19 protein-coding genes, 1 pseudogene and 1 riboswitch are annotated in these 21838 nt (G+C 72.2%); of the genes and pseudogenes, 11 read left to right on the top strand and 9 right to left on the bottom strand.

What is annotated here, in order from left to right:
- Positions 1-177: 177 nt before the first annotated feature.
- Entirely contained in the window at positions 178-1263 is a 1086-nt protein-coding gene (hisC, locus tag ACFY9V_RS02580) for a histidinol-phosphate transaminase (RefSeq protein WP_355336623.1), read from the bottom strand.
- 351 nt (positions 1264-1614) lie between these two features.
- Here hisC and ACFY9V_RS02575 point away from each other — a divergent pair, with 351 nt between their 5' ends.
- The 3 genes from ACFY9V_RS02575 to ACFY9V_RS02565 all read left to right on the top strand — a co-directional run bounded on the left by ACFY9V_RS02575 (position 1615) and on the right by ACFY9V_RS02565 (position 5515).
- Positions 1615-2715 (top strand): LacI family DNA-binding transcriptional regulator, encoded by a 1101-nt coding sequence (locus tag ACFY9V_RS02575; RefSeq protein WP_355336624.1) that lies wholly within the window; start codon positions 1615-1617, stop codon positions 2713-2715.
- Positions 2716-2943: 228 nt separating this feature from the next.
- Entirely contained in the window at positions 2944-4296 is a 1353-nt protein-coding gene (locus ACFY9V_RS02570; RefSeq protein WP_391158885.1) for a metallophosphoesterase, read from the top strand.
- Between the two features lie 238 nt (positions 4297-4534).
- Positions 4535-5515, top strand: coding sequence for a hypothetical protein (locus tag ACFY9V_RS02565; RefSeq protein ID WP_391158883.1), 981 nt, complete (start codon positions 4535-4537; stop codon positions 5513-5515).
- Here the strand turns inward: ACFY9V_RS02565 and ACFY9V_RS02560 are convergent.
- From ACFY9V_RS02560 to ACFY9V_RS02550, 3 genes are all read right to left on the bottom strand, one after another.
- Positions 5455-6447 carry a helix-turn-helix domain-containing protein gene (locus tag ACFY9V_RS02560; protein WP_391158881.1) on the bottom strand — a complete coding sequence of 331 codons (993 nt, stop codon included), beginning with the start codon at positions 6445-6447 and terminating at the stop codon, positions 5455-5457. The genes ACFY9V_RS02565 and ACFY9V_RS02560 overlap by 61 nt on opposite strands.
- A gap of 341 nt (positions 6448-6788) precedes the next feature.
- On the bottom strand, positions 6789-7826 hold the full coding sequence (locus tag ACFY9V_RS02555; protein WP_355336628.1) for a LuxR C-terminal-related transcriptional regulator: 1038 nt from the start codon (positions 7824-7826) through the stop codon (positions 6789-6791).
- A 108-nt stretch (positions 7827-7934) separates the two neighbouring features.
- Complete coding sequence (locus ACFY9V_RS02550) at positions 7935-8762, bottom strand: hypothetical protein (RefSeq protein ID WP_391159556.1); 828 nt, start codon at positions 8760-8762, stop codon at positions 7935-7937.
- A 105-nt stretch (positions 8763-8867) separates the two neighbouring features.
- Between ACFY9V_RS02550 and ACFY9V_RS02545 the strand changes: the two are divergent.
- Positions 8868-8972 (top strand): annotated as a pseudogene (locus ACFY9V_RS02545) (XRE family transcriptional regulator); the annotation flags it as partial.
- 4 nt (positions 8973-8976) lie between these two features.
- The gene (locus ACFY9V_RS02540) at positions 8977-9447 is read left to right on the top strand and encodes an NUDIX domain-containing protein (protein WP_391158878.1); all 471 of its coding nucleotides are present in this window, start codon (positions 8977-8979) and stop codon (positions 9445-9447) included.
- A 35-nt stretch (positions 9448-9482) separates the two neighbouring features.
- Here ACFY9V_RS02540 and thiC read toward each other — a convergent pair whose 3' ends face one another.
- Positions 9483-11294, bottom strand: a complete 1812-nt coding sequence (thiC, locus tag ACFY9V_RS02535) for a phosphomethylpyrimidine synthase ThiC (protein WP_391159554.1) — start codon at positions 11292-11294, stop codon at positions 9483-9485.
- A 118-nt stretch (positions 11295-11412) separates the two neighbouring features.
- Positions 11413-11558, bottom strand: a riboswitch (TPP riboswitch).
- 60 nt (positions 11559-11618) lie between these two features.
- Here thiC and ACFY9V_RS02530 point away from each other — a divergent pair.
- Positions 11619-13016, top strand: coding sequence for a YibE/F family protein (locus ACFY9V_RS02530; RefSeq protein ID WP_391158875.1), 1398 nt, complete (start codon positions 11619-11621; stop codon positions 13014-13016).
- On the opposite strand, the gene ACFY9V_RS02525 is transcribed toward ACFY9V_RS02530, so the two are convergent.
- Positions 12973-13194, bottom strand: coding sequence for a DUF5326 family protein (locus ACFY9V_RS02525; RefSeq protein ID WP_355336634.1), 222 nt, complete (start codon positions 13192-13194; stop codon positions 12973-12975). The two genes, ACFY9V_RS02530 and ACFY9V_RS02525, sit on opposite strands and share 44 nt — an antisense overlap.
- A 121-nt stretch (positions 13195-13315) precedes the next feature.
- Positions 13316-13633 (bottom strand): cupin domain-containing protein, encoded by a 318-nt coding sequence (locus ACFY9V_RS02520; RefSeq protein ID WP_355336635.1) that lies wholly within the window; start codon positions 13631-13633, stop codon positions 13316-13318.
- Between the two features lie 80 nt (positions 13634-13713).
- Between ACFY9V_RS02520 and ACFY9V_RS02515 the strand changes: the two genes are divergently transcribed.
- From ACFY9V_RS02515 to ACFY9V_RS02505, 3 genes are all read left to right on the top strand, one after another.
- Positions 13714-14091: a phage holin family protein gene (locus ACFY9V_RS02515; RefSeq protein ID WP_355336636.1), complete on the top strand. Its 378-nt coding sequence runs from the start codon at positions 13714-13716 to the stop codon at positions 14089-14091.
- A gap of 191 nt (positions 14092-14282) precedes the next feature.
- Positions 14283-15383, top strand: coding sequence for a cystathionine gamma-lyase (locus ACFY9V_RS02510; RefSeq protein WP_391159553.1), 1101 nt, complete (start codon positions 14283-14285; stop codon positions 15381-15383).
- Positions 15384-15651: 268 nt separating this feature from the next.
- Entirely contained in the window at positions 15652-16155 is a 504-nt protein-coding gene (locus ACFY9V_RS02505; RefSeq protein WP_355336765.1) for an NUDIX hydrolase, read from the top strand.
- Between the two features lie 30 nt (positions 16156-16185).
- On the opposite strand, the gene ACFY9V_RS02500 is transcribed toward ACFY9V_RS02505, so the two are convergent.
- Complete coding sequence (locus ACFY9V_RS02500; protein WP_391158872.1) at positions 16186-17364, bottom strand: globin domain-containing protein; 1179 nt, start codon at positions 17362-17364, stop codon at positions 16186-16188.
- A 676-nt stretch (positions 17365-18040) separates the two neighbouring features.
- On the opposite strand from ACFY9V_RS02500, the gene ACFY9V_RS02495 reads away from it, so the two are divergent.
- Together ACFY9V_RS02495 and ACFY9V_RS02490 are read left to right on the top strand one after the other, a co-directional pair.
- The gene (locus tag ACFY9V_RS02495; protein ID WP_355336767.1) at positions 18041-18502 is read left to right on the top strand and encodes a MarR family winged helix-turn-helix transcriptional regulator; all 462 of its coding nucleotides are present in this window, start codon (positions 18041-18043) and stop codon (positions 18500-18502) included.
- Between the two features lie 168 nt (positions 18503-18670).
- Positions 18671-20374, top strand: coding sequence for an MFS transporter (locus tag ACFY9V_RS02490; RefSeq protein ID WP_391158871.1), 1704 nt, complete (start codon positions 18671-18673; stop codon positions 20372-20374).
- Here the strand turns inward: ACFY9V_RS02490 and ACFY9V_RS02485 are convergent.
- Positions 20265-21671, bottom strand: a complete 1407-nt coding sequence (locus ACFY9V_RS02485; RefSeq protein WP_391159551.1) for a serine hydrolase — start codon at positions 21669-21671, stop codon at positions 20265-20267. The two genes, ACFY9V_RS02490 and ACFY9V_RS02485, sit on opposite strands and share 110 nt — an antisense overlap.
- Between the last annotated feature and the right edge of the window lie 167 nt (positions 21672-21838).

Genomic DNA, 21838 nt, shown 5'->3' with positions numbered 1-21838 from the left:
GAGTTGCACGATCCGTCTCCTTTTCTCCTACAACCCGATCAGCTTGTGAACGTGAATACATTCACAAGCTCAGTATCACGCACAGCAGTTCGCCCCCTGCAACCGGGGGGTCGCAAGGGGCGAAAGCGCAGGTGGGAGTGGGTTTCGGGGGATCGTTCCGACGGGCGCGCCGCCGCGTCACAGCTCCTTGCGGAAGCTTTCGGCGGTCCGCAGCAGCAGATCGTTGGCCTCGGTCTCGCCGATGGTGATCCGTACGCCCTCGCCCGCGAAGGGGCGGACGGTGGTGCCGGCCCGCTCGGCCGCCGCCGCGAAGTCCGTGGTGCGCTCCCCCAGCCGCAGCCAGACGAAGTTGGCCTGCGTCTCGGGCACCGTCCAGCCCTGCGCGGTCAGCGCCTCGACCACCCGGGTCCGCTCGGTGACCAGGCCCGCGACCCGCTCCAGCAGCGCCGGCTCCGCGCGCAGGCTGGCGACCGCCGCGTCCTGCGCGAGCTGGCTCACGCCGAAGGGCACCGCCGTCTTGCGCAGCGCAGCCGCCACCGGCTCGTGCGCCACCGCGAAGCCGATCCGCAGGCCCGCCAGGCCGTACGCCTTGGAGAAGGTCCGCAGCACCGCCACATTCGGACGGTCCCGGTACAGATCGATTCCATCGGGAACATCGGGGTCGGTGATGAATTCGCGGTACGCCTCGTCCAGCACCACCAGGATGTCGGACGGCACCCGGTCGAGGAATCGTTCCAGCTCGGCCCGGCGCACCACCGTGCCGGTCGGATTGTTGGGATTGCAGACGAAGATCAGCCGCGTGCGGTCGGTGACCGCCGCCGCCATCGCGTCCAGGTCGTGCACCTCGTCCGCGTCCAGCGGCACCTGCACCGGCAGCGCGCCGCTGATCCGGGTGATGATCGGATACGCCTCGAAGGACCGCCAGGCGTAGATCACCTCGTCGCCGGGGCCCGAGGTCGACTGGAGCAACTGCTGGGCCACGCCGACCGAGCCGGTGCCGGTCGCGACGTGTGCCTCGGGCACGCCGAAACGTCCCGCCAGCTCGGCGGTCAGCGCCGAGCAGGCCAGGTCGGGATAGCGGTTGAACGTGGCCGCGGCGGCGGTGGCCGCCTCCAGCACACCGGGCAGCGGAGGGTACGGGTTCTCGTTGGAGGACAGCTTGAAGGCGGGCCCGGCCTGGGCACCGCTCTCGTCCACGGCCGGGGGTCGCCCGGGCTTGTACGTGGGGATGCCGTCCAGTTCCGCGCGCAGCTTGGGGGTCATGGCCACACCCTACGAGCGCCCGCGCCCCCTGTGGAGGTGCGGTACCCGCGATCGACTGTCGATACCGGGTCTGAGCCGCCCATGGGGGCACCCCCGGACGGAGTCCGGGGGAGAGAAGGCGGCCAAAAAAAGGCACCCCGCGTCCCTCGTAGGAGTGAGTTGACGTCACTCCTGTCGGTGGACCAATGGACGGGCATCGGCCGCACCCGCGCCGGTATCACCCACAAGGCACGCCCTGCCGCCTGCATATTCCACCTTGCATACGGGGTTCGATCTTGCAGAAACCTATCTTCTGGGGGGTAGAAACGGCAGGCGCCGACCGGACCAGCGCCGTCCTAATATCGGCAGGCCATGACAGCAGCAGGGAACCACCAGGCGAGCCGGCCCATCGGACGCCGGCTTGAGCGGGCGGGCATCAGGGACGTCGCCGCCGCCGCCGGAGTCTCGATCACGACTGTCTCCGACGCACTCAACGGCAAGGGCCGACTGCCCGACGCCACCCGCCGCCATGTGCGCGAGGTCGCCGACCGGCTGGGCTACCGCCCGTCCGCCGCCGCCCGCACACTGCGCACCGGCAGATCGGGCCTGATCGGCCTGACCGTGACGACCTACGGCGAAGAACCGTTCACCTTCACCGAATTCGCGTACTTCGCGGAGATGGCCAGGGCCGCCACCTCCGCCGCCCTGGCCCGCGGCTACGCCCTGGTCATCCTGCCCGCCTCCTCCCGGCACGACGTGTGGGGGAACGTGGCGCTGGACGGCACCGTCGTCATCGACCCCTCCGACCACGACCCGCTGGTCGCCGAACTGGTCCGGCAGGGCGTCCCGGTGGTCAGCGACGGCCGCCCGGCGGGCAGCGTGCCCGTGCACGCCTGGGTCGACAACGACCACGAGGCCGCCGTCCTCGGCATCCTCGACCACCTCGCCGCCGCGGGCGCCCGCCGGATCGGGCTGCTCACCGGCACCACCACCGACACGTACACCCGGCTGTCCACCACCGCGTATCTGGAGTGGTGCGAGCGGGTCGGCCAGGAGCCGGTCTACGAGTCGTATCCCGCGCACGACCCGCGGGCGGGCGCGGTCGCCGCCGACCGCTTACTGGCGCGGCCCGACCGCCCGGACGCCGTCTACGGGCTCTTCGACCCCAACGGCACCGATCTGCTGGCCGCCGCCCGCCGTTACGGCCTGCGCGTGCCCGACGACCTGCTGCTGGTCTGCTGTAGCGAGAGCACCGTCTACGCCAGCACCGAACCGCCGATCACCACGCTGTCGCTGAAACCGCGCCGGATCGGTACGGCGGTCGTGCAGTTGCTCATCGACGCCATCGAGGGCGTCGGCGGCGCGCATCCCGTACAGCAGGTGATGCCGACCGAGTTGATCGTCCGCACCTCTTCGCAACGGCGCGCGCACCGCACGACGGTCAGTCATCCGCGGGGGCCCGCGGGCGGCTGAGGAAGAGCGGCCGTCCGGCCGGAGGGCTCCGCCGGGCACCCCCGCGAGTGATCGGCCGAACGGGTGACCGAGCCCCCGCCGACGGCCGGAAGACGAATCGTGCGGGCGTACGAGGGAGCTAAGGGATGGTTTGTCTGCGCCCTGCGAAAACCAGGTGCCTGGGTATGTCACAACGCGACAGCGTCATTCCTATGATGGGCGGATGGCGGCGCGATCGTGGAGGGGTCGATGACTCAGGGGGCAGGTCAGGGACCCGAGCCCGGGACTTCGGAAGGCTGGCGTCCCGAGGCGTCCGCGTACGTGTCCGGGCACGAGCCGACGGCCGGTTTCGGCACGGCTCCGGCGTTTGAGCCGACGGTCGGATTCGAGCCGCGCGGCGGCTACGGGGAGACGTCCGGCGGGTACGGCGGAGCCCCGGCTCCGGCTCCGGCTCCGGCTCCGGCTCCGACGGAACCGGCTCCCATGCTGGTCGATTCGGCTCCGGCGCCGGCCGGCACGGCACCGGCGGTCCCGGCCGCCGCGCCCGTACCGCCCGTGCCGTCGGCGACCACCGGCGGGGCGGGTGTGGCACCGGCGTACGAACCGGCCCGCGCCGCCGTACCACCGGTGCCGCCCGCGTACGACAGCGCGCCGCCCGCACAGCGACCCGCCGCGTACGAGCCGACGCGACCCGACGCGCCCCTGGTCCCCGCGGAGTACACGCCGACCGCCCACGACCTGCCGGTGATCACCGCGGACGGCGCGGCGGGCGACCGGCCGGGACCGCTGTACGTGGTCGGCGATGTGCACGGCTATCTGGACGAGTTGCTGGCGGCGCTCGGCGAGTGCGGCCTGGTCGACGAGGAGGGCCACTGGGCGGCGGGCAGCGCCCGGCTGTGGTTCCTCGGCGACTTCACCGACCGCGGACCCGACGGCATCGGCGTCATCGAACTGGTCATGCAGCTCTCGGCGGAGGCCGCGGCGGCGGGCGGCTACTGCCGTGCCCTGATGGGCAATCACGAACTGCTGCTGCTCGGCGCGCACCGGTTCGGCGACACCCCCGTCAACTCCACGGGCGGCACCGCCTCCTTCCTCGCCGCCTGGCGGCTCAACGGCGGCCAGCCGACCGACATGGACCGTCTCGAGGACCGCCATCTGACCTGGATGTCCCGGCTGGACGCGGCCCACGTCACCGACGGCCACCTGCTGGTGCACTCCGACACCACCGCGTATCTGGACTACGGCAGCAGCGTCGAGGAGATGAACGACACGGTCACCGGCGTGCTCCAGCGCGGCGACGCCGACGAGTGCTGGGACCTGTTCCGCAAGCTCACCAAGCGGTTCGCCTTCCGCGGCGACGGCGGGCCGCGGGCCGCCCGCGAGCTGCTCGGCACCTACGGGGGCAACCGCGTCGTGCACGGGCACAGCCCGATCCCGTACCTGCTCGGCGAGGTCGGCGGCGAATATCCGGCCGACGGCCAGGAGCGGGTGCACACCGTCAACGGACCGATGGTCTACGCGGAGAATCTGGCGGTGGCGATGGACGGCGGCGTCACGATGGACGGACGGCTGCTGGTCGCCCAACTGCCGCTGGTGGGTTAGCGGGTCCGTCGCGCTCCGCGCGGCGGGCCAGGCGTCTCGCGCGGCGTCTTTGGGGTGGCGTGTCGGTGTCCGGCACATTTCGCGCCGTCAGATTTCCTGGTTGCACCCTGTCACGGTCTCGCCTCCCCGCTCTACCATCGCTGTATCCGTAGGCACGCCGCTCTCCGCGTACTCGGCCGACCGGGCCGGTTCCCCTCGGGGAACACCGGCCGCGCTCGGGGAGTCGGAGCATCGGGGGATGCACATGACCAGCGCTCCACACCTGCTCACCGAAGACCGCCCGGACTTTGAACGCGCGCTGGACGAGGCGCTGCGCACGGTCCTGCGGGATCACGAACCCGACCGTGAGCGGGCCCTCGGGCCGGACGGCGGGGACGTGGAGGAGAGCCGCCCCGCCTCGCGGCGGACGAACCACTCCAACGGGCACTCCGCCCTGAACAGCGAGCAGTTGCGCACCCTGGCGCTCGGCGCGGCCGAACTCATCGCCGACGCGGCGACCGCCGAGTACGAGACGTACCGCGGCGTCCGGGAGGCGTCGCGGGAGGCCGCCCGCGAGTCGGCGCGCGCCCGCGACAACCGGTCCTTCGGCTACGCGGCGATGGGCGTCGCGGAGGGCGCGGGCTCCGGCGCGGGCCTGATCGCCGTCCTCGCCGTCCTGACGCCGCTGCTCGCGGGCGCCGCCGCCGTGATCTTCCTGCTGATCGGTTACGCGCTGCGCGCGATGGCCCCCGAGCCCGCCATCGCGTCGCCGCTGCGCACCGCGGGCTGGCTGTTCGCCGCCGTCACCGCCGCGTCGATACTGCTCGGCGCGGTCGGACTGCTGCTCACGGCGCTGCGCGACGGCTCCTCCGCCATACACGACTCGCCCGACGCGCTGCCGCCCGAGGTCGCCGACGCGCGCGACGCCTGGTACCGGGCGCTGCTGGAGCGCGGGATGCTGCCCTTCCTGGAGGACGCGGCGGCCGGCGCGGCGCTCGCCCCGACCAGCGCCCACGAGCCGCCGCACGGCCCGGCGGTGAGCCCGGTGCCCGGACCCGCCACCGGGCAGGACCTCAGCCGCATGCCGCGACTGGGCTACTCCCGCCCGGACTTCAGCAGTCCGGCGCCCGACCCGGCCGCGCCGCTGCCGCCCGCCGCGCCGCGCTTCTCCGGTCCGCGCTACAGCAGTCCCGACTTCACCAGCCCGGACTTCGGCGGCCCCGACAACACGCCCGAGTAGGGGCCGGTCCTGCGCAGCGTCGGGACGGCGGGGCCCGCCGTACCGGGCGCCGTCGTCGCGGACGCCGTCGTACCGGGTGCTGTCCCGGCGGGCCCCGCCAGGCCGGGCGCCGTCACGGCGGGCATGAACATCAGCACTCGGCGCCGGGGATCGTGCGCCGGGGACGACACGAGCATGCGCACCCGCTGGACGTAACCGCCTGCCGGTGGCCGCAGCAGCCGTACCTGGCCGTCATGGTGCAGCGCGACCCGGGTGGACTCGCTCTCCGCCTGCCACAGCCGGGCCAGTTCGGGGTCCTCGCGCAGTTCGGCGATGACGCGGAGCAGCTCCTGGTCGGGCCCGGTCTGCGGCTGGTGGTGCGCGGTCTGCGCCTGGAGCCGGAGCTGGCGCAGGAACGCCGTCGCCCAGCCGGTCCGCCACTCGGCGCACAACTGCCGCGCGTACGGCGCGAAGAGCACGAAGCGCAGCAGATTCGCGGGCGGCGGCTGGCCCGCGGGCTCGAAGAGCTGGCGCCACGCCTGGTTGGTCTCCAGAATCCGCCAGGCGCCGTCCACGGTGAGGGCGGGGACCTGGAGCGCGTGGAGGTACGACGTCCAGCCGGTGACGGCCTCGGGGTCGGGTTCCGCCGGGCCGCGCGGCGGGTAGCCGCCGGTGACGATGAACCACAGCTCGTCGCGCTTGCGCGAGTCCAGCCGCAGCGCGTTGGCGAGGCTGTCGAGGCGGTGGGCGGGGATGGGGCGTCCGCAGCCCTCCCAGTCCTGGTAGAGGCGCGGTGATATGCCCAGGCGCTGGGCCACCGCGTGCTGGCTCAGGCCCGGCGGGCGGTAACCGTTGTGGCCCGTGATGGGCTCGGGTTCGCCCACGAAATTTCTGCGGGCCTCGCGCAGGAACTCCTGGATCAGCGGTGGGTCCTCGTCGGAACGACGGTCCATGGCTTGTCCCCCGGATCTTCTCGGCTGCCGCGTCCTTGGGGGTGAGGGGTCACCCGGCGTCCGCGGCCTGCGATTTCGCGCCCCCGCTCATGCTAAGCGGGGATGCTCGCGAGCCGCCGGAATCGCCTTGTCCACATCGGGCACTGTCCCAAGTGCGACACACTTCGGTGGTGGGGTGGTGGGGTGGTGTGCTGGTTCACCAGTCCGGTGGGGTGGTCGCGCGGATGCGGTGGTCACGCGGGTGCGGTGGGTGTCCCGGGTGCGGTGGGCGTCCCGGATGCGGTGGATGGACGGCGGCGCACGGCCGTACGGTGCGGCCCGCGGGGTACGGTGCGGCCGGGTCAGAGGTCGTCCGGGTCGAGCAGCCGGGCCAGCTTCAGGCCGACCTCGAAGCGGCTGGAGACCTGGAGCCGTTCCATCAGCTTGGTCATCACGCGCTGCACGGTGCGCCGGGCGACGCCCAGCGTCCTGGCGATGCGGTCGTCACTGTAGCCGTTGGCCATCAGCCGGATGATGGTCCGCTCCTGGTCGGTGAAGTCCGTGGCGGCGCCGGGGTCGTCGTCGCTGTCGGGGGCGGGGGTGGCTTGACCGCCGCGCGCCATGTGCGGCATCGGCTTCGCCCGCAGCCAGTAGTCCTCGTAGACCGAGACGTACGAGCGGGCCAGCACCGCGCCGCGCACCAGCGTCATCGACGACCGTACGTGCGGGACGCCCGGCAGGACGACGGTGTGCCGGTCCACCACCAGCAGGTCGTGCGGGCCGTGGTCGATCAGCCGGACGCCGACGCCCACGTCGGTCAGGTCGTTCAGATACTTGCTGTACTTCGGGATCTGGAGCAGCGAGCGCGGGTACAGGGCGCGGACCCGCACCCCGCGCCGTACCATCGCCGCGTCCCCGGCCAGGGAGTGCTCCAGCACCGCCATGTCCTGCGGCATCGGGCCCGGGTGCAGCGAGTCCACGGACTCCCGCGCGGTGGCGTCGATGTCGGCCAGCGCGCTCAGCCGGGTCTCCAGGTCCTCGAAGTTCTGGACGACCACCTGCTCCTGGAGCCGCGCCGCCGCCGGCCGGAACACCGTCAGCAGCGCCTGCGTCGTCTCGCTGAGCTCCGCCGCGTTCCGCAACTGCGCCGCGGCCGTGCCCAGATACGTGTCCATCGCCACCGCCAGCGCGGCGTCCGGGTCGACGGTCTCGACCCGCCCCTCCACCAGCCGGACCAGCCCCATGCCCTTCAAGGTCCGCAGCCCCGACTCCAGCCGCCCCTCGTCCAGCCCCACCAGCCCCGCCAGCCCCGCGTACGGAGCCCCACCGCCGTTCGCCACCGCCGTATAGATCACGACGGCGGACTCGATATCCCGCCCCTCACCCCTCGCCTGCCCCATCCCCTGCCCTCTTCCCCACCCACCACCCGACCCGCCCGATTCTCCCCCACCCCCCTTTTCCCCCAACAGCCCGTCCACCAGGTCTTCACCGGCCGCAGGTGCCGGCGATCAGCGAGCACCGCGTTCTTGGCGCTGCTGAGTGCGCAATCCGAGCAGCCTGCGATGGTCGTCGTCCTCGCTCAAGCCCTCGCCGATGGCCAAGAGGGACAGAAGTTGCAGAGGCCGCCCGGTCGATGCCGCGGCCTCCATTTTGTGGTGGCCGTCGAGCAGGAAATGCGTAAGCCCCCAGTGCTCGTAGTAGTCGGTCGCCCCGGTGTTCATCGCGGGCATGCAGCGGTCCAGAGTCGACACCGCCACCGCCGTCGGTACCGCTCCGCCTCCCAACCGCTCGGCGTAGTCCGCCACCCGCTCCCGTTCGTTCCAGGACGGCGGCACCATCGGCACGACGAACTCGTAGAAATGCGCCTCGTTGTCGACCGGTGTCTCGAACGTACGGAAATACGGCGTGCACGGGTGGTCCGGGAGGCCCCAGAACCCGTCGATGCCCCATGTGGCGACCTTCTCGCCGCTGAAGTAGTCACCTTCCTTGCCGGGAAAGACCAGGCTCGGCTCGATGCGAAGCAGCAAGGGGCGGTAGTCGCCTTCCGGCAGCAAGGAGCCGAACGCCTGGAGGACGCCGTCGTCCACATCCGTGAGGTGGCCGGCGAGACGGTCCCGTACGCCCTCCGGCGACAGCGTCCCCTGGGCACCCTCAAGCCGCCGGAAGAGCAGCCCGCACGTCCCGCACCAGAAGCTGCGCTCGAACGCCGGCTCACCGTCGAGCGCCAGAAGTCTGAGACCGGCCCCCGCCCCCGCCCGCCTGGGACCCTCTTCGAACCTGAGCCGCGCCTCGGACGAGGGAACTCCGAGTCTGCGCGGTTCGCCTGCGATCAGCATCACGCGCACAACCGTACGAGACCCCCTCCGCTGTCCCGCCCCCTCCCGGCCAGGTGTCCCGCCTCGGGACGGTCCCGCACCAGCCGAACCGTGGCACGCAGGGCCGTCTGGCACCTGCGGCAGCACGGCGACGGCAGCCTGTTCGACACCTACGCCGACAGCTTCGACGCCGTATGGGCCACGGCGCAGCCCGCGCCTCGGGAACACTGACGCCATGGCACGCACCGAGTTCTACGACGATCCGGACGCTCCCGCACCGAACAGTCTCGTCGTCGCCGCGTCTGCCGTCGTCACCGACGAGCAGGGTCGCATCCTGCTCCAGCGGCGCCGCGACAACGGCTTGTGGGCGCTGCCCGGGGGCGGCATGGAGATGACCGATTCCCTGCCCGGCACGGCGGTGCGCGAGGTCAAGGAGGAGACCGGCCTGGACGTGGAGATCACCGGGCTCGTCGGCACGTACACCGATCCGCGCCACGTGATCGCGTACACGGACGGGGAGGTACGCCGACAGTTCAACGTCTGCTTCACCGCCCGGGTCACCGGCGGGGAGCTGGCCGTCTCGGACGAGTCCACGGAAGTGCGCTTCGTCGCGGCCGGGGAGGTGGACGAGCTGCCGATGCATCACACGCAGCGGCTCAGGGTCGGTCACTTTCTGGAGGGACGGGAGCGGCCGTATCTGGGGTGAGGGCCCCGGCACCGGGGTGCCGGGGCCCTCGGGTGTCAGTCCGCCAGCGGCAGGTACACGCGGTTGCCGGCGGCGGCGAACTCGCGGGACTTCTGGGCCATGCCCAGCTCGGCCTCGGAGGCGGAGGCGGAGGCGGGGGCTACTGGGCCGCCGTGGTCGCGGCGGATGTCGTGGGAGATCTTCATCGAGCAGAATTTCGGGCCGCACATGGAGCAGAAGTGGGCGGTCTTGGCGGGCTCGGCGGGGAGCGTCTCGTCGTGGAAGGCGCGGGCGGTGGCGGGGTCGAGGGCGAGGTTGAACTGGTCTTCCCAGCGGAATTCGAAGCGCGCGTCGGAGAGGGCGTCGTCCCACGCCTGGGCGCCCTCGTGCCCCTTGGCGAGGTCGGCGGCGTGGGCGGCGATCTTGTAGGTGATCACACCGGTCTTGACGTCGTCGCGGTCGGGCAGCCCGAGGTGTTCCTTGGGGGTGACGTAGCAGAGCATCGCGGTGCCCCACCAGGCGATCATCGCGGCGCCGATGCCGGAGGTGATGTGGTCGTAGGCGGGGGCGATGTCGGTGGTGAGCGGGCCGAGCGTGTAGAACGGGGCCTCTTCGCAGATCTCCTGCTGGAGGTCGATGTTCTCCTTGATCTTGTGCATGGGCACGTGCCCGGGGCCCTCGATCATCGTCTGCACCTGGTGCCGCTTGGCGACGGTGTTCAGCTCGCCGAGAGTGCGCAGTTCGGCGAACTGCGCCTCGTCGTTGGCGTCCGCGATGGAGCCGGGGCGCAGGCCGTCGCCGAGCGAGTACGTGACGTCGTACGCGGCCAGGATCTCGCACAGCTCCTCGAAGTGCGTGTAGAGGAAGCTCTCCTGGTGGTGCGCCAGGCACCACGCGGCCATGATCGAGCCGCCGCGCGAGACGATGCCGGTCTTGCGGCGGGCGGTCAGCGGGACGTAGCGGAGCAGCACGCCCGCGTGCACCGTCATGTAGTCGACGCCCTGCTCGGCCTGTTCGATGACGGTGTCGCGGTAGACGTCCCAACTCAGCTCTTCCGCGCGGCCGTCGACCTTCTCCAGCGCCTGGTAGAGCGGGACGGTGCCGATGGGGACGGGGGAGTTGCGCAGCACCCACTCGCGGGTGGTGTGGATGTTGCGGCCGGTGGACAGGTCCATGACCGTGTCGGCGCCCCAGCGGGTGGCCCAGGTCATCTTGTCGACCTCCTCCTCGATGGAGGAAGTGACCGCCGAATTGCCGATGTTGGCGTTGACCTTCACCAGGAACCGCTTGCCGATGATCATCGGCTCGATCTCCGGGTGGTTGATGTTGGCGGGCAGTACGGCCCTCCCCGCGGCGATCTCGTCCCGGACGATCTCGGACGGGACGTTCTCGCGCAGCGCGACGTACTCCATCTCCGGCGTGATCTCGCCCCGCCTGGCGTAGGCGAGTTGGGTGACCGGCGTCCCGGTACGGCCCCGGCGGGGGAGCCGGGGGCGGCCGGGGAAGACCGCGTCGAGATTGCGGAGCCCGCCGCGCGGCGAGGTGTGCTTGAGGCCGTCGTCCTCGGGGCGGACCGGCCGTCCCGGGTACTCCTCGGTGTCGCCGCGCGCGATGATCCAGTGCTCCCGGAGCGGGGCGAGCCCGCGCCGGACGTCCGTCTCCACGGACGGATCGGTGTACGGGCCCGACGTGTCGTACAGCGTCACGTCGTTCCCATTGGTGAGGTGCACCTGCCGGACCGGCACCCGCAGGTCCGGCCGCGATCCGACGACGTACGACTTGTGCCAGCCGATGTCCCGTACGGGACCGTCCACTTCGGTACGGTTCGAGCCGTCCGCTTCCGTACCGTTCGAGGCGGCCGACTCCATACGATTCGAGGCGGCCGACTCCGTACGGATCGAGCCCTCCGCTTCCGTACGATTCGAGCCGACCGACTCCGTACGGGCGGATTCGTCCCCGTCGGATCCAGGCGTGTGCGCGTCCTGCATGGTCATGAGACCCACTCCCTACGCCGGCATTACCCGGTAACAGGTTCAGCGGTCGGCGCAGCGTTCGTCCCGGCGGTCATGCCGTGCCGGCAACAGGTTCAGCGCCCTCTCAGCCCGGTGCTCCGAGCTCCCGCGTTTGCAAAGGTGCCCCCACGGTAGCGGTTCGGCGAGGACAGGCACCAGGGATCTTGCGATGATCAGCCCGTGGAAGAGCCCCCGCAGAGCCCAAGTCCCGGCCCCGGACCCGGCCACGGCCCTGGCCCCGGCCCCGGCCCCGGCCCCGGCGCGAGCCACGGGCACAGTCACGGACACAGCCACAGTCATGGCCACGGTCACGGCCCCGTGCCGCCGGTCTCCCAGCACCTGCGCAAGGTCATCGCCGCGATCCTGGTCCCCTTCGCCGCCGCCGTCGTCGTCGGCCTGATCGTGCTGTGGCCGGGCGGCGCGCCCCAACACGCCCGCAGCGGCGTCGGCTTCGACCAGCAGACCCGGCAGGGCAAGGTGGTGCGACTGGTCGACGTGTCCTGCAAGGCGGAGAACCCGGGCCAGTCGTCGTCGGCCGCGAGCGACACGTGCCAGAAGGCCACCATCGAGGTCGAGTCGGGGCCCGACAAGGGGACGACCTTCACCGAGATCGTGCACCCCGACCAGTCCCGCCGCTACACCAAGGGCGAGGGCGTGGTCCTCGCGTACGCGCCCAACGCCCCCGCCGGGCTGCGCTATTCGGTCACCGACGTGGACCGCGGCTTCCCGCTCGCGCTGCTCGCCGGGATCTTCGCGGTCGCGGTGATCGTCGTCGGACGGCTGCGCGGTCTGATGGCCCTGATCGCACTGATCGTCTCGTTCGGGATCTTGACCCTCTTCATCCTTCCGGCCATCCTCCGCGGCGACAATCCACTGCTGGTGGCGGTGGTCGGCGGCAGCGCCATCATGCTCATCGCGCTGTACATGTGCCACGGCGTCAACGCCCGCACCTCGGTGGCCGTCCTCGGCACGCTCTGCTCACTGCTGCTGATCGGCGTCCTGGGCTCGGTCTTCATCGACTGGGCGCGGCTGACCGGCAACACCTCGGACGAGACGGGCGTGATCCACAGCCTCTATCCCGGCATCGAGATCAAGGGCGTCCTGCTCGCGGGCGTCATCATCGGCTCGCTCGGCGTGCTCGACGACGTCACCGTCACCCAGACCTCGGCGGTGTGGGAGCTGAAGGACGCCGATCCCGGCGCGAATTGGCGCAAACTCTACGGCGCCGGAATGCGGATCGGCCGCGACCACATCGCCTCGGTGGTCAACACCTTGGTGATGGCGTACGCGGGCGCCGCGCTGCCGCTGCTGCTGCTCTTCTCGATCGCGCGCAGCGGCGTCCTGCGGGTGGCCAGCAGCGAACTGGTGGCGGAGGAGATCGTCCGCACCCTGGTGGGCAGCATCGGCCTGGTCGCCTCGGTGCCGCTGACCACGGCCCTGGCGGCGCTGGTGGTCAGCGCCGACCGGCACGAGAGGAGCGGCGGCAAGAACGGTGACGACAACGGCGGCAAGGGCGCGACCGGCCCCGCCGGACCTACCAGTCCCGCCCCGACCCGGAGGAGCCACCGCCGCCGGTGACCCGCTTGACGACCAGCACCAGCGCCCCGACCAGGACCACGAACACGATCACCTTGAAGAGCAGTCCGAAGACGATGCTCACCAGGCTGGCGATCAGCGAGCCGAAGACGATCAGCGCGATGACCGGGATGGCCACCCACTTCACCCACCACGGCAGGCCCTTCAGCAGCTTCTCCATGATGTCCTCGGTCTCCTTCTCCTTCTCGGGTCCTGGCGGTGTTCCGCCGATACTTCGACTGTAGGGCCACCGATGCCTGCGGCGGAGGGCCAGGAGGCCGGATACGACCCTGAACGCACCCTTAGGGCTCCGGGGGTGAGAAGACCACCATGACCCTGAGGTCCTCGGTGATGTGGTGGAAGCGGTGCGGGGTCCCGGCCGGTACGTAGACGACGCTGCCGCGACCCACGGTGGTCGTCTCCTCCCCCACGGTGATCGCCGCCCGGCCGCTGACCACCAGGTAGATCTCGTCTTGGGCGTGCGGCTGCTGGGGGTCGTTCTCCCCGGCCTTGAGCGCGTAGAGCCCGGCCGACATGGTGCGTTCGCGCAGGAAACGGAGATACGCCCCCTCGTTGGCGGCCCGCTCCGCGTCCAGGTCGTCCAGCCGGAACACCTTCATCGCGTACTCCCCTTGTCCGGACTCCGTCCGGTACTTGTCCGGTCTCTTGCTTGCGTGATCAGGTCTGCGACGATCACACCATGAAGAATTTCATCGTCAAGACCTTGGCGAACGCCGGTGCCCTCGCGGTCGCCGTCTGGCTGCTCAAGGACATCACGCTCACCGGGGACAGCACCTGGCACAAGGTCCTCACCCTCATCCTCGTCGCCCTGGTCTTCGGCGTCGTCAACTGGCTCGTGAAGCCGGTCGTGAAGGTTCTGTCCTTCCCGCTGTTCATCCTCACCCTCGGGCTGATCACCCTGGTGGTGAACGCCCTGATGCTGCTCCTGACCTCCTGGCTGGCCGACAAACTCAGCCTCGACTTCCACGTCCACGGCTTCTGGACCGCGGTGCTCGGCGGTCTGATCATCAGCATCGTCTCCTGGGCGCTGGCCGTCGTCCTTCCGGACGACGAGTGACCAGTCACCACCCTGAGAAGGGGACCGAGCAGGGGGCGGCACAAGGGGCCGGGCGGGAGACCGAGCTGGGGACCGACCAGGAGACCGGGCGGGGGACCGACCAGGGGGCCGCGGGACACGAAGCGGCACAGCGGGCGGCCGAACGGCATCAGGCCGCCCGGCCGGAGGCCGCTGGCGACAGCACCCGCAGCGTGCACGCGGGACGGCCCCCGGCGACCGCGTACGAACCCTCGCTCCCCGGCCCGGTCTTCGTCTCGCACTACCACCTGCCGGGCGAGGCCAGCGGCCCGTACACGTACGGCCGGGACGAGAATCCGACCTGGGAGCGGCTGGAGGCGGCCGTCTCGGAGCTGGAGTGCCCCGGCGACCCGGCCGCCGCGACGCTCGCCTTCGCCTCCGGCATGGGCGCGGTCGCCGCCGTGCTGTTCTCCCAGGTGCGGGCGGGCGACACCGTGGTGCTGCCGTCCGACAGCTACCAGGCGACGCGCTCGCTGCGGGAGCGCCTGGAGTCGTACGGCGTGACGGTACGGCTCGCGCCGACCGTCGGCGACGGGCAGCTCGCGGCGCTGGAGGGCGCGCGGCTGCTGTGGCTGGAGACGCCGTCGAATCCGGGCCTGGACGTGTGCGACATCCGCCGGCTGTCGGACGCCGCGCACGCGGCGGGCGCGCTGGTCGCCGTCGACAACACCCTCGCGGGGCCGCTCGGGCAGCGCCCGCTCGCCCTGGGCGCGGACTTCTCCGTGGCCAGCGGCACCAAGGCGCTCAACGGGCACGGTGACCTGCTGATGGGCTACGTCACCACGCGCGACGCCGGGCTGAACGCGAGCGTGAGGCAGTGGCGCAAGACGGTCGGCGCCATTCCGGGGCCGATGGAGGCGTGGCTCGCCCACCGTTCGCTGGCGACGCTCGCCCTGCGCGTGGACCGGCAGTCCGCGAACGCGCTCACCCTCGCGAGTGAGCTGCTGAACCGCGCCGAGGTGACGGACGTACGTCACCCGGGCCTGCCGTCCGACCCCGCGCACGCCGTGGCCGCCACCCAGATGCGGCGCTTCGGCGGCGTCGTCTCCTTCACCCTCCCCGACCGCGCCCACGCCGAACGCTTCCTGGCCGCGCTGCGCCTCACCTCAGAGGCGACCAGCTTCGGCAGCGTCCAGAGCACCGCGGAGCGCCGCGGACGGTGGGGCGGCGACGCCGTACCGCCCGGCTTCGTCCGCTTCTCGGTGGGTGTCGAGGACCCCGAGGACATCGTGGCCGATGTGCTGCGCGCGCTGGACGAAGCGGCGTCTTCATAAGGGTGAGCGCGTGGTCGTCCGCGCGCTCAGGCGCGTCTTCGTACGGGTGACGGCGTGGGCGCCGGGGGGCGAGGCGCGTCTTCGTACGGGTGAGCGCGTGGTCGTCCGCGCGCTCAGGCGCGTCTTCGTACGGGTGAGGGCGCGCGGGCGCACGGCGGCACGGCGGTGGCACGGCGGCGGAGGGGTGCGCTCCGATTCGCCGGGGCGGCGCCGGGAATTGTGCGGTGCGGCAAGTTTGCCGCCGCGCGCACTGCGGCAGATGTCCACCATGCCCCCGGACACGCATGACGGCCCCACCACCCGGCCGGTGGTGAAGCGCACGGCCCGCGCCATCGTTCTCGACGGCGACCGGCTCGTACTGATCAAGCGCACCAAGCCCGGCCTCGCCCCGTACTGGCTCACGCCGGGCGGCGGGGTCGAGGACGACGACGCGAGCGTGGTCGCGGCCATGCACCGCGAGGTCGACGAGGAGCTGGGCGCCAAGGTCACCGATGTGGTGCCCGCCTTCGTCGACACCGTCGAGCACATCGCGGACGACGGCTCGCACGGCGTGAAGGTGCAGTACTTCTTCGCCTGCCGCCTGGAGTCGATGGACCTCGACCAGCGGCACGGCCCGGAGATCGACGAGCCCTGCGGGGAGTACGAGATCGTGCGCGTGCCCTTCAGCCGCATGGGCCTGGCCTCGGTCGACATCGTGCCGCTGACCCTGCGGCACTACCTGGACGCGAACATCGAAGGGGTGCTGGGCCTGCTCGGCCCCGACCTCGGCTGACACCCGTGAGGGGACCGGCGGCCGGTCGCGTCAGTCCCCCGCCGCGACCAGTTCCTGCACGAGGTCGTGCCGTATCCGGTGCGACGGCATCCCGATCCGCACCAGCGTGTCCACGCTGCTGCGGATCATCCCCGGCGGCCCCGACAGATACGCGTCGTACGCCTCCCACGGCCCGTGCGCGCGTACGGCGTCCGGCAGCGGCCCGGACAGCGCGTCGCTGGGGGTGTCGGCGACGACGGTGCGGACCGACAGCCAGGAGTGCTCGCGCTGCATGCGCAGCATCGTGTCGAGGTCGTAGAGGTCGCTGGTGCGGCGGGCGCCGTAGAAGACCTCGACCGGGCGCCGCCGCCCGTGCCGGGCGACGTCCTCCACCAGCGCCTTGATCGGCGCTATGCCGGTGCCGCCGCCGAGGCAGAGCATGCCGTCGTCCGAGGCGTGGTCGGCCACCATCGAACCGGAGGGCGGCCCGAGCCGTACGACGTCACCGGGGCGGGCCCTGCCGACCAGCGCGTTGCTGACCCAGCCCGCCGGGACCGCGCGGATGTGGAAGGTCAGCAGGCCGTCGTCGCCGGGCGCGGCGGCGAAGGAGTAGTTCCGCCAGATCCGCGGCCACCACGGGGTCTCCACCATCGTGTACTGCCCGGCGAGGAAGGCGTACGGCTGGTCGGGCCGTACGGTGACCACCGCGACGTCGGGGGTCCGCAGCTCGTGGCTGACGATCTCAGCCTGCCACCAGGGCGGCGCGTGCCGTTCGTCCTCGGCCGCCGCGTCGATCATCGTCTGCGAGATCGCGGCGTACGCGCGGACCCACGCGGCCTCGGTCTCCGGGCCCCACACCGCCGACGCGTACCGGGCCAGTGCCCCGAGCAGCGCCTCGCCGACCGCCGGGTAGTGCTCGGCGCGGGTGCCGTACTTGCGGTGCCCACGGCCCAGGTGCGACAGGTAGTCGCCGAGCGCCGCCGGGTCGTCGATGTGCTCGGCCGCCGTCAGCAGCGCCTTGACCAGCCGGTCGCGCTGCGCGTCCATCGCGGCGGGGAACAGGTCGCGCAGCTCGGGGTGGTGGATGAAGAGCAGCGCGTAGAAGTACGAGACCGTCCGGTCCGCGACCGGACCGATCTCCGCCATGGTGCGGCGGATGAGGAGCGCGTCGGGCGACGGGGACCTGGCCGGGGAGGCCATCGGGGAGGCGGGCGTCTCGGGTCCGGGCATCCGCGGTACGGGAGGCGGTACGAACGCGGGTGCCGGTGCGGGTGTTGGTACCGGTGCGGGTGCCGGTGCCGGTGCCGGTGCGGATGCGGATGCGGATGCGGCCGTGAACGCCGACGCCGGTATCGACGCCGGTGTGTACGCGGACGGCTCGGTCGGCGCCGAAGCGCGCGGCTCCGGCTCGGGTTCCGGCGCTGGTCCCGGCTCCTGCCGCTGCGCGGCGGCCGGCCGCGTCATGGGTGCGGCGGGCTCCTGCCGGGGCTGCGCGATCTTGCGGCGCCGCCCCCTGGGCTGCGGAGACGCCGGTGAGGCCGGGTCGGTGGTCTTGGCATCCATGATCACGTGGCCCCGAACTCCCGGTGGTCGATCCTTCGCTCAGCTCGCCTGCGGTGCCGTGTGAGCGTGCCACGCTGCGTGAGGGCACCGGACGAATAGCGCGAAGCGTCACCACTGGAGAAACGGTTTCGCGTACTATCCGCCGCGCCGTCCCCGGAGTCCGTGTCTCCAGGTCTCCAGGTCTCCACGGGGTCCCGTCCCGCCGCCCCCGATAGGTCCACTACGGGATCGTCCCGTAGCGGACCTATTTTGCTAGTCTCGACGCATGACCGCAGAGACAGCAGCGACCGCAGAGGCCGTGACCACCGCAGCGCACGTCCCCCTGTCGGCGCGGACCGCCGACATGTCGTACCTGCTCCAGCACACCGCCCACGTACTGGCCACCCAGATGTCGGCGGCGCTCGCGGAGATCGGCATGTCGCCGCGCGCCCACTGCGTGCTGGCGCACGCGCTGGAGGCCGAGCGGACCCAGGCGCAGCTCGCCGAGCTGTCAGACCTGGACAAGACCACGATGGTCGTCACCGTCGACCAGTTGGAGCGGGCGGGGCTGGCCGAGCGGGTGCCGTCGGCGACCGACCGGCGCGCGCGGATCATCAAGGTGACCCCGGCGGGCGAGAAGGTCGTGGCCGAGGGCCAGGAGATCGTCGACCACGTGCACGAGGACGTGCTCGGCGCGCTGCCGGAGAGCGAGCGCACCGCCTTTGTCTCCGCGCTGAACCGGCTGGTCAACGGCCATCTCGCGACCCCCGCGGGCGCACCGGACGGCGGCCAGGGAGTGCGCCGCCCGCGCCAGTCCCGCAAGTAGCCCGCCCCGCCGCGGTCCGCCCCCGACCCCGCACCGCAGCGCAGCGCACCGCAGCGCACCGCTCCACCGCCGGGCACGCCCCCGCAAGATAAGCCCGTAAGAGATAGTCTTCAACAAAACCATCTGCTACGGTCACTCCTGGTATCCCTTTCGCCAGGAGGCGACCTCATGCCACTCCGTCCCCATGCCGCCGGATCGTCGCGCGGCGCGGCTCTCGCGGTGCTCAGCGCGGGCACCCTGATGATCATCCTCGACGGCACGATCGTGAATGTGGCGCTGCCGTCCATCCGCCGTGACCTGGGCTTTTCGCAGTCGAGCCTCGCCTGGGTGGTCAACGCCTACCTCATCGCCTTCGCCGGGCTGCTGCTGCTCGCCGGGCGCCTCGGCGACCTGTTCGGCCGCCGCAGAATCCTGGTCACCGGCCTGGCGGCGTTCACCGTCGCCTCGCTGCTGTGCGGGTTCGCGGACTCCGCGGGGCTGCTGATCGCGGCCCGCTTCGTCCAGGGCGCGGCCGGTGCGATGGTCTCGGCCGTCAGCCTCGGCATGGTCATCGCGCTCTACCCCGACGCCCGCGGCCGGGCCCGCGCCATGGGCGTCTACAGCTTCGTGCAGTCCGCGGGCGGCGTCCTCGGCCTGCTCGTGGGCGGCATCCTCACCCAGGCCATCAACTGGCACTGGATCTTCTTCGTCAACCTCCCCATCGGCTCGGCCGCCGCCCTGCTCAGCCTGCGCCTGCTGCCCGACGACCGCCCGGCCGCCGTACGCGAGCCCCGCACGCCCCACGAGCCCAATGGTGAGTCCCGCGAGTCCCGTGGTGAGCCCCGCGAGCCCCGCGCCGGGAGCGCGCGTCCCGGGGTCGACGCGCCGGGTGCCGTCCTGGTCACCGCCGCGCTGATGCTGGGCGTCTACACCATCGTCGGGACCACCGGCCGGGGCTGGACGTCCCCCGCCACCGCAGGACTGGCGGCGCTGTCCGCCCTGTTGCTGGCCGGGTTCCTGATCCGTCAGACCAAGGCGGCCGAGCCGTTGATGCCGTTGCGGATCTTCCGCTCCCGGATCGTCTCGGGCGCGAACGTGGTGCTGGCGCTGATGGTCGCGGGCGGCTTCGGCTTCCAGTTCATGACCAGCCTCTACCTCCAGCAGGTGCTCGGCTACGGCCCGGTGCGGATCGGGCTCGCGCTGGCGCCGACCGGCGCGATGATCGGCGTGATGTCCCTGCTGCTGTCCGCCCGGCTCGGCGCCCGCTTCGGCCAGCGCGCCGTCCTGCTGCCCAGCCTGCTGCTCTTCGCGGGCGGCTTCCTCATCCTGGCGAGGGCCCCCTCCGCGCACGCCTCGTACCCCGCCGACATCCTCCCGGCGATCCTGGTCTTCGGCGTCGGCTTCGGCCTGGCCATGCCCTCCCTGATGACGCTGGGCATGTCGGAGGCGACCCCCGCAGACTCCGGGCTGCTGTCCGGCGTCTTCAACACCGCCCAGCAGATCGGCGGCGCGCTCGGCCTCTCCGTACTCGCCGCCCTGGCCGCCGCCCGCACCGACCGGAAGCTCGCCGCGGGCCACTCCGTACCGGCCGCCCTGACCAGCGGCTACCACCTGGCCTTCGTGGTCGCCGCCGGACTGCTGGCCCTCGGCGCCGCGGTCGCCGCCGTCCTGCTCAGGCCCCCGTCCTCGGACGGCTCGAAGGACAGCACGCAGGACAGCACGCGGAACGGCACGCAGGACAGCGCTCAGGACGGCGCCGACCGCACTCCCGAGGCCAACGGCCTCAGCGCACCGGCCAGTTCCCCTGCCCGGAACCGGAGCCAGGACCGGGGCCAGGGCCAGGGCCAGGGCCGCCCGGCAGCGGCGCCGAAGGGTCGTACGGCACGCGTGTGAACACGAAGGACCCCAGGTCGAGATGGCCGACCGAGCCGTCAGCGCGCCGCACCGGCCGCAGCGTCTCGCCCGCGTAGTACCCCTCCAGGCCGGTCCAGGTGCCGTCGGATTCCGCGCGGAAGCGCGCGCCGCGGCCCTGGCCGGTCAGCGGCGCGAGCGCGAGGTCGCCGGAGGCGTGGACGCGCAGGCTGTAGCCGGACGTGCCCCAGTACCAGGGGCCCGCCAGGTCGAGCAGCGCCGGGTCGAGCGCGTCGGCGGGCCGCCAGGGCGCGGGCAGGCCGGGCTCGGCGTCGGCGGTGATCGCCAGCAGGTCGGCGGCGATGGTGCCGATCGCGGGCCCCGAGGTGGAGTTGGCCATCGCGAGCGCGCCCACGCCGTCCGCGACGCTCACCCACACGGTGGCCAGGAAGCCCGGCATCGAGCCCGTATGACCGGCGAGCGGGCGGTCGCAGTGCCGGGTGAGCTGGAGCCCGAGGCCGTAACCCGAGTCGGGGTCGGCCGCGTCCGGCGGCGCGGCGGGCGCGCGCATCTCGGCCAGTGTCGCCGCGGCCAGCACGTCCGGGTGCCCGGCCGCGAGGAAGCCCGCCCAACGCGCCAGGTCCTGGGCCGTCGACCACAGTTGGCCCGCGGGCGCCATCAGTCCGGTGTCCTGTACGACCTCGGGCCGCATCACGTCCGCCCACGGGTGGACGGCGAAGCCCCCGGCGGCCGGGGCCTGCGGCAGCGCCGTCGTACGCGGCATGCCCAGCGGGTCGAGCACTTCGGCCTTCAGGGCCTCGGCCCACGGCACGCCGCGTTTGGCCTCCACCAGGGCGCCGAGCAGCGCGAATCCGGGGTTGGAGTAGTGGTAGCGCCGTCCGGCCGGGTGTTTGACGGGGGCCGGGCCGAGGATGTCGGCCAGTTCCGGCCGCAGGTCGCCGGGGGTCCGCTCCCACCAGGGGCCCGGCGTCTCGGAGGCCAGGCCGGAGGTGTGGGTGACGAGTTGGCCGATCGTCAGACCGGCCACGTCCTCCGCGTCGTCCGGCAGGTCCGGCAGGTGCCGCGCCAGCGGATCGGTCAGCTCCAGCAGCCCCTCGTCGCGCAGCCGCATCACCAGCACCGCCGTGAACGTCTTCGTGATCGAGCCGATCCGGTACTGCGTGTCGGCGTCCGGCGCGTGCCCCTCGATCATGCTGCGCGAGCCGAACCAGACCATCCGCCCGTCCCGTACGACCGCGCCGACGATCGACGGCGTACGGCCCTCGGCCTGGCCGACCGCGATCCGGCGCAGCAGGGCGCGGCGGGTGGCGGGCAGCAGTTCACCGTCCGGCGCGGCGGGCGCGGGGCCGGGCGTCGGCAGCGCGTACGGGGCGGGGGCCGCGGGCCGGGGCCGGTCGGGGGACTGCGGTGGGTGCTGGGAATCGGTCGTCACTCGGCGCGCGCCTCTTGTCTCGGTACGGGGTCCGGGGCGGCCCTGGTGGCCGG

It is taken from the genome of Streptomyces sp. NPDC008317, assembly GCF_042955955.1.
In the GTDB taxonomy this organism is placed as follows: Bacteria; Actinomycetota; Actinomycetes; order Streptomycetales; family Streptomycetaceae; genus Actinacidiphila.
The sequence above is the reverse complement of the archived record's forward strand: the minus strand, read 5'-3'. Positions and strand labels throughout refer to the sequence as shown.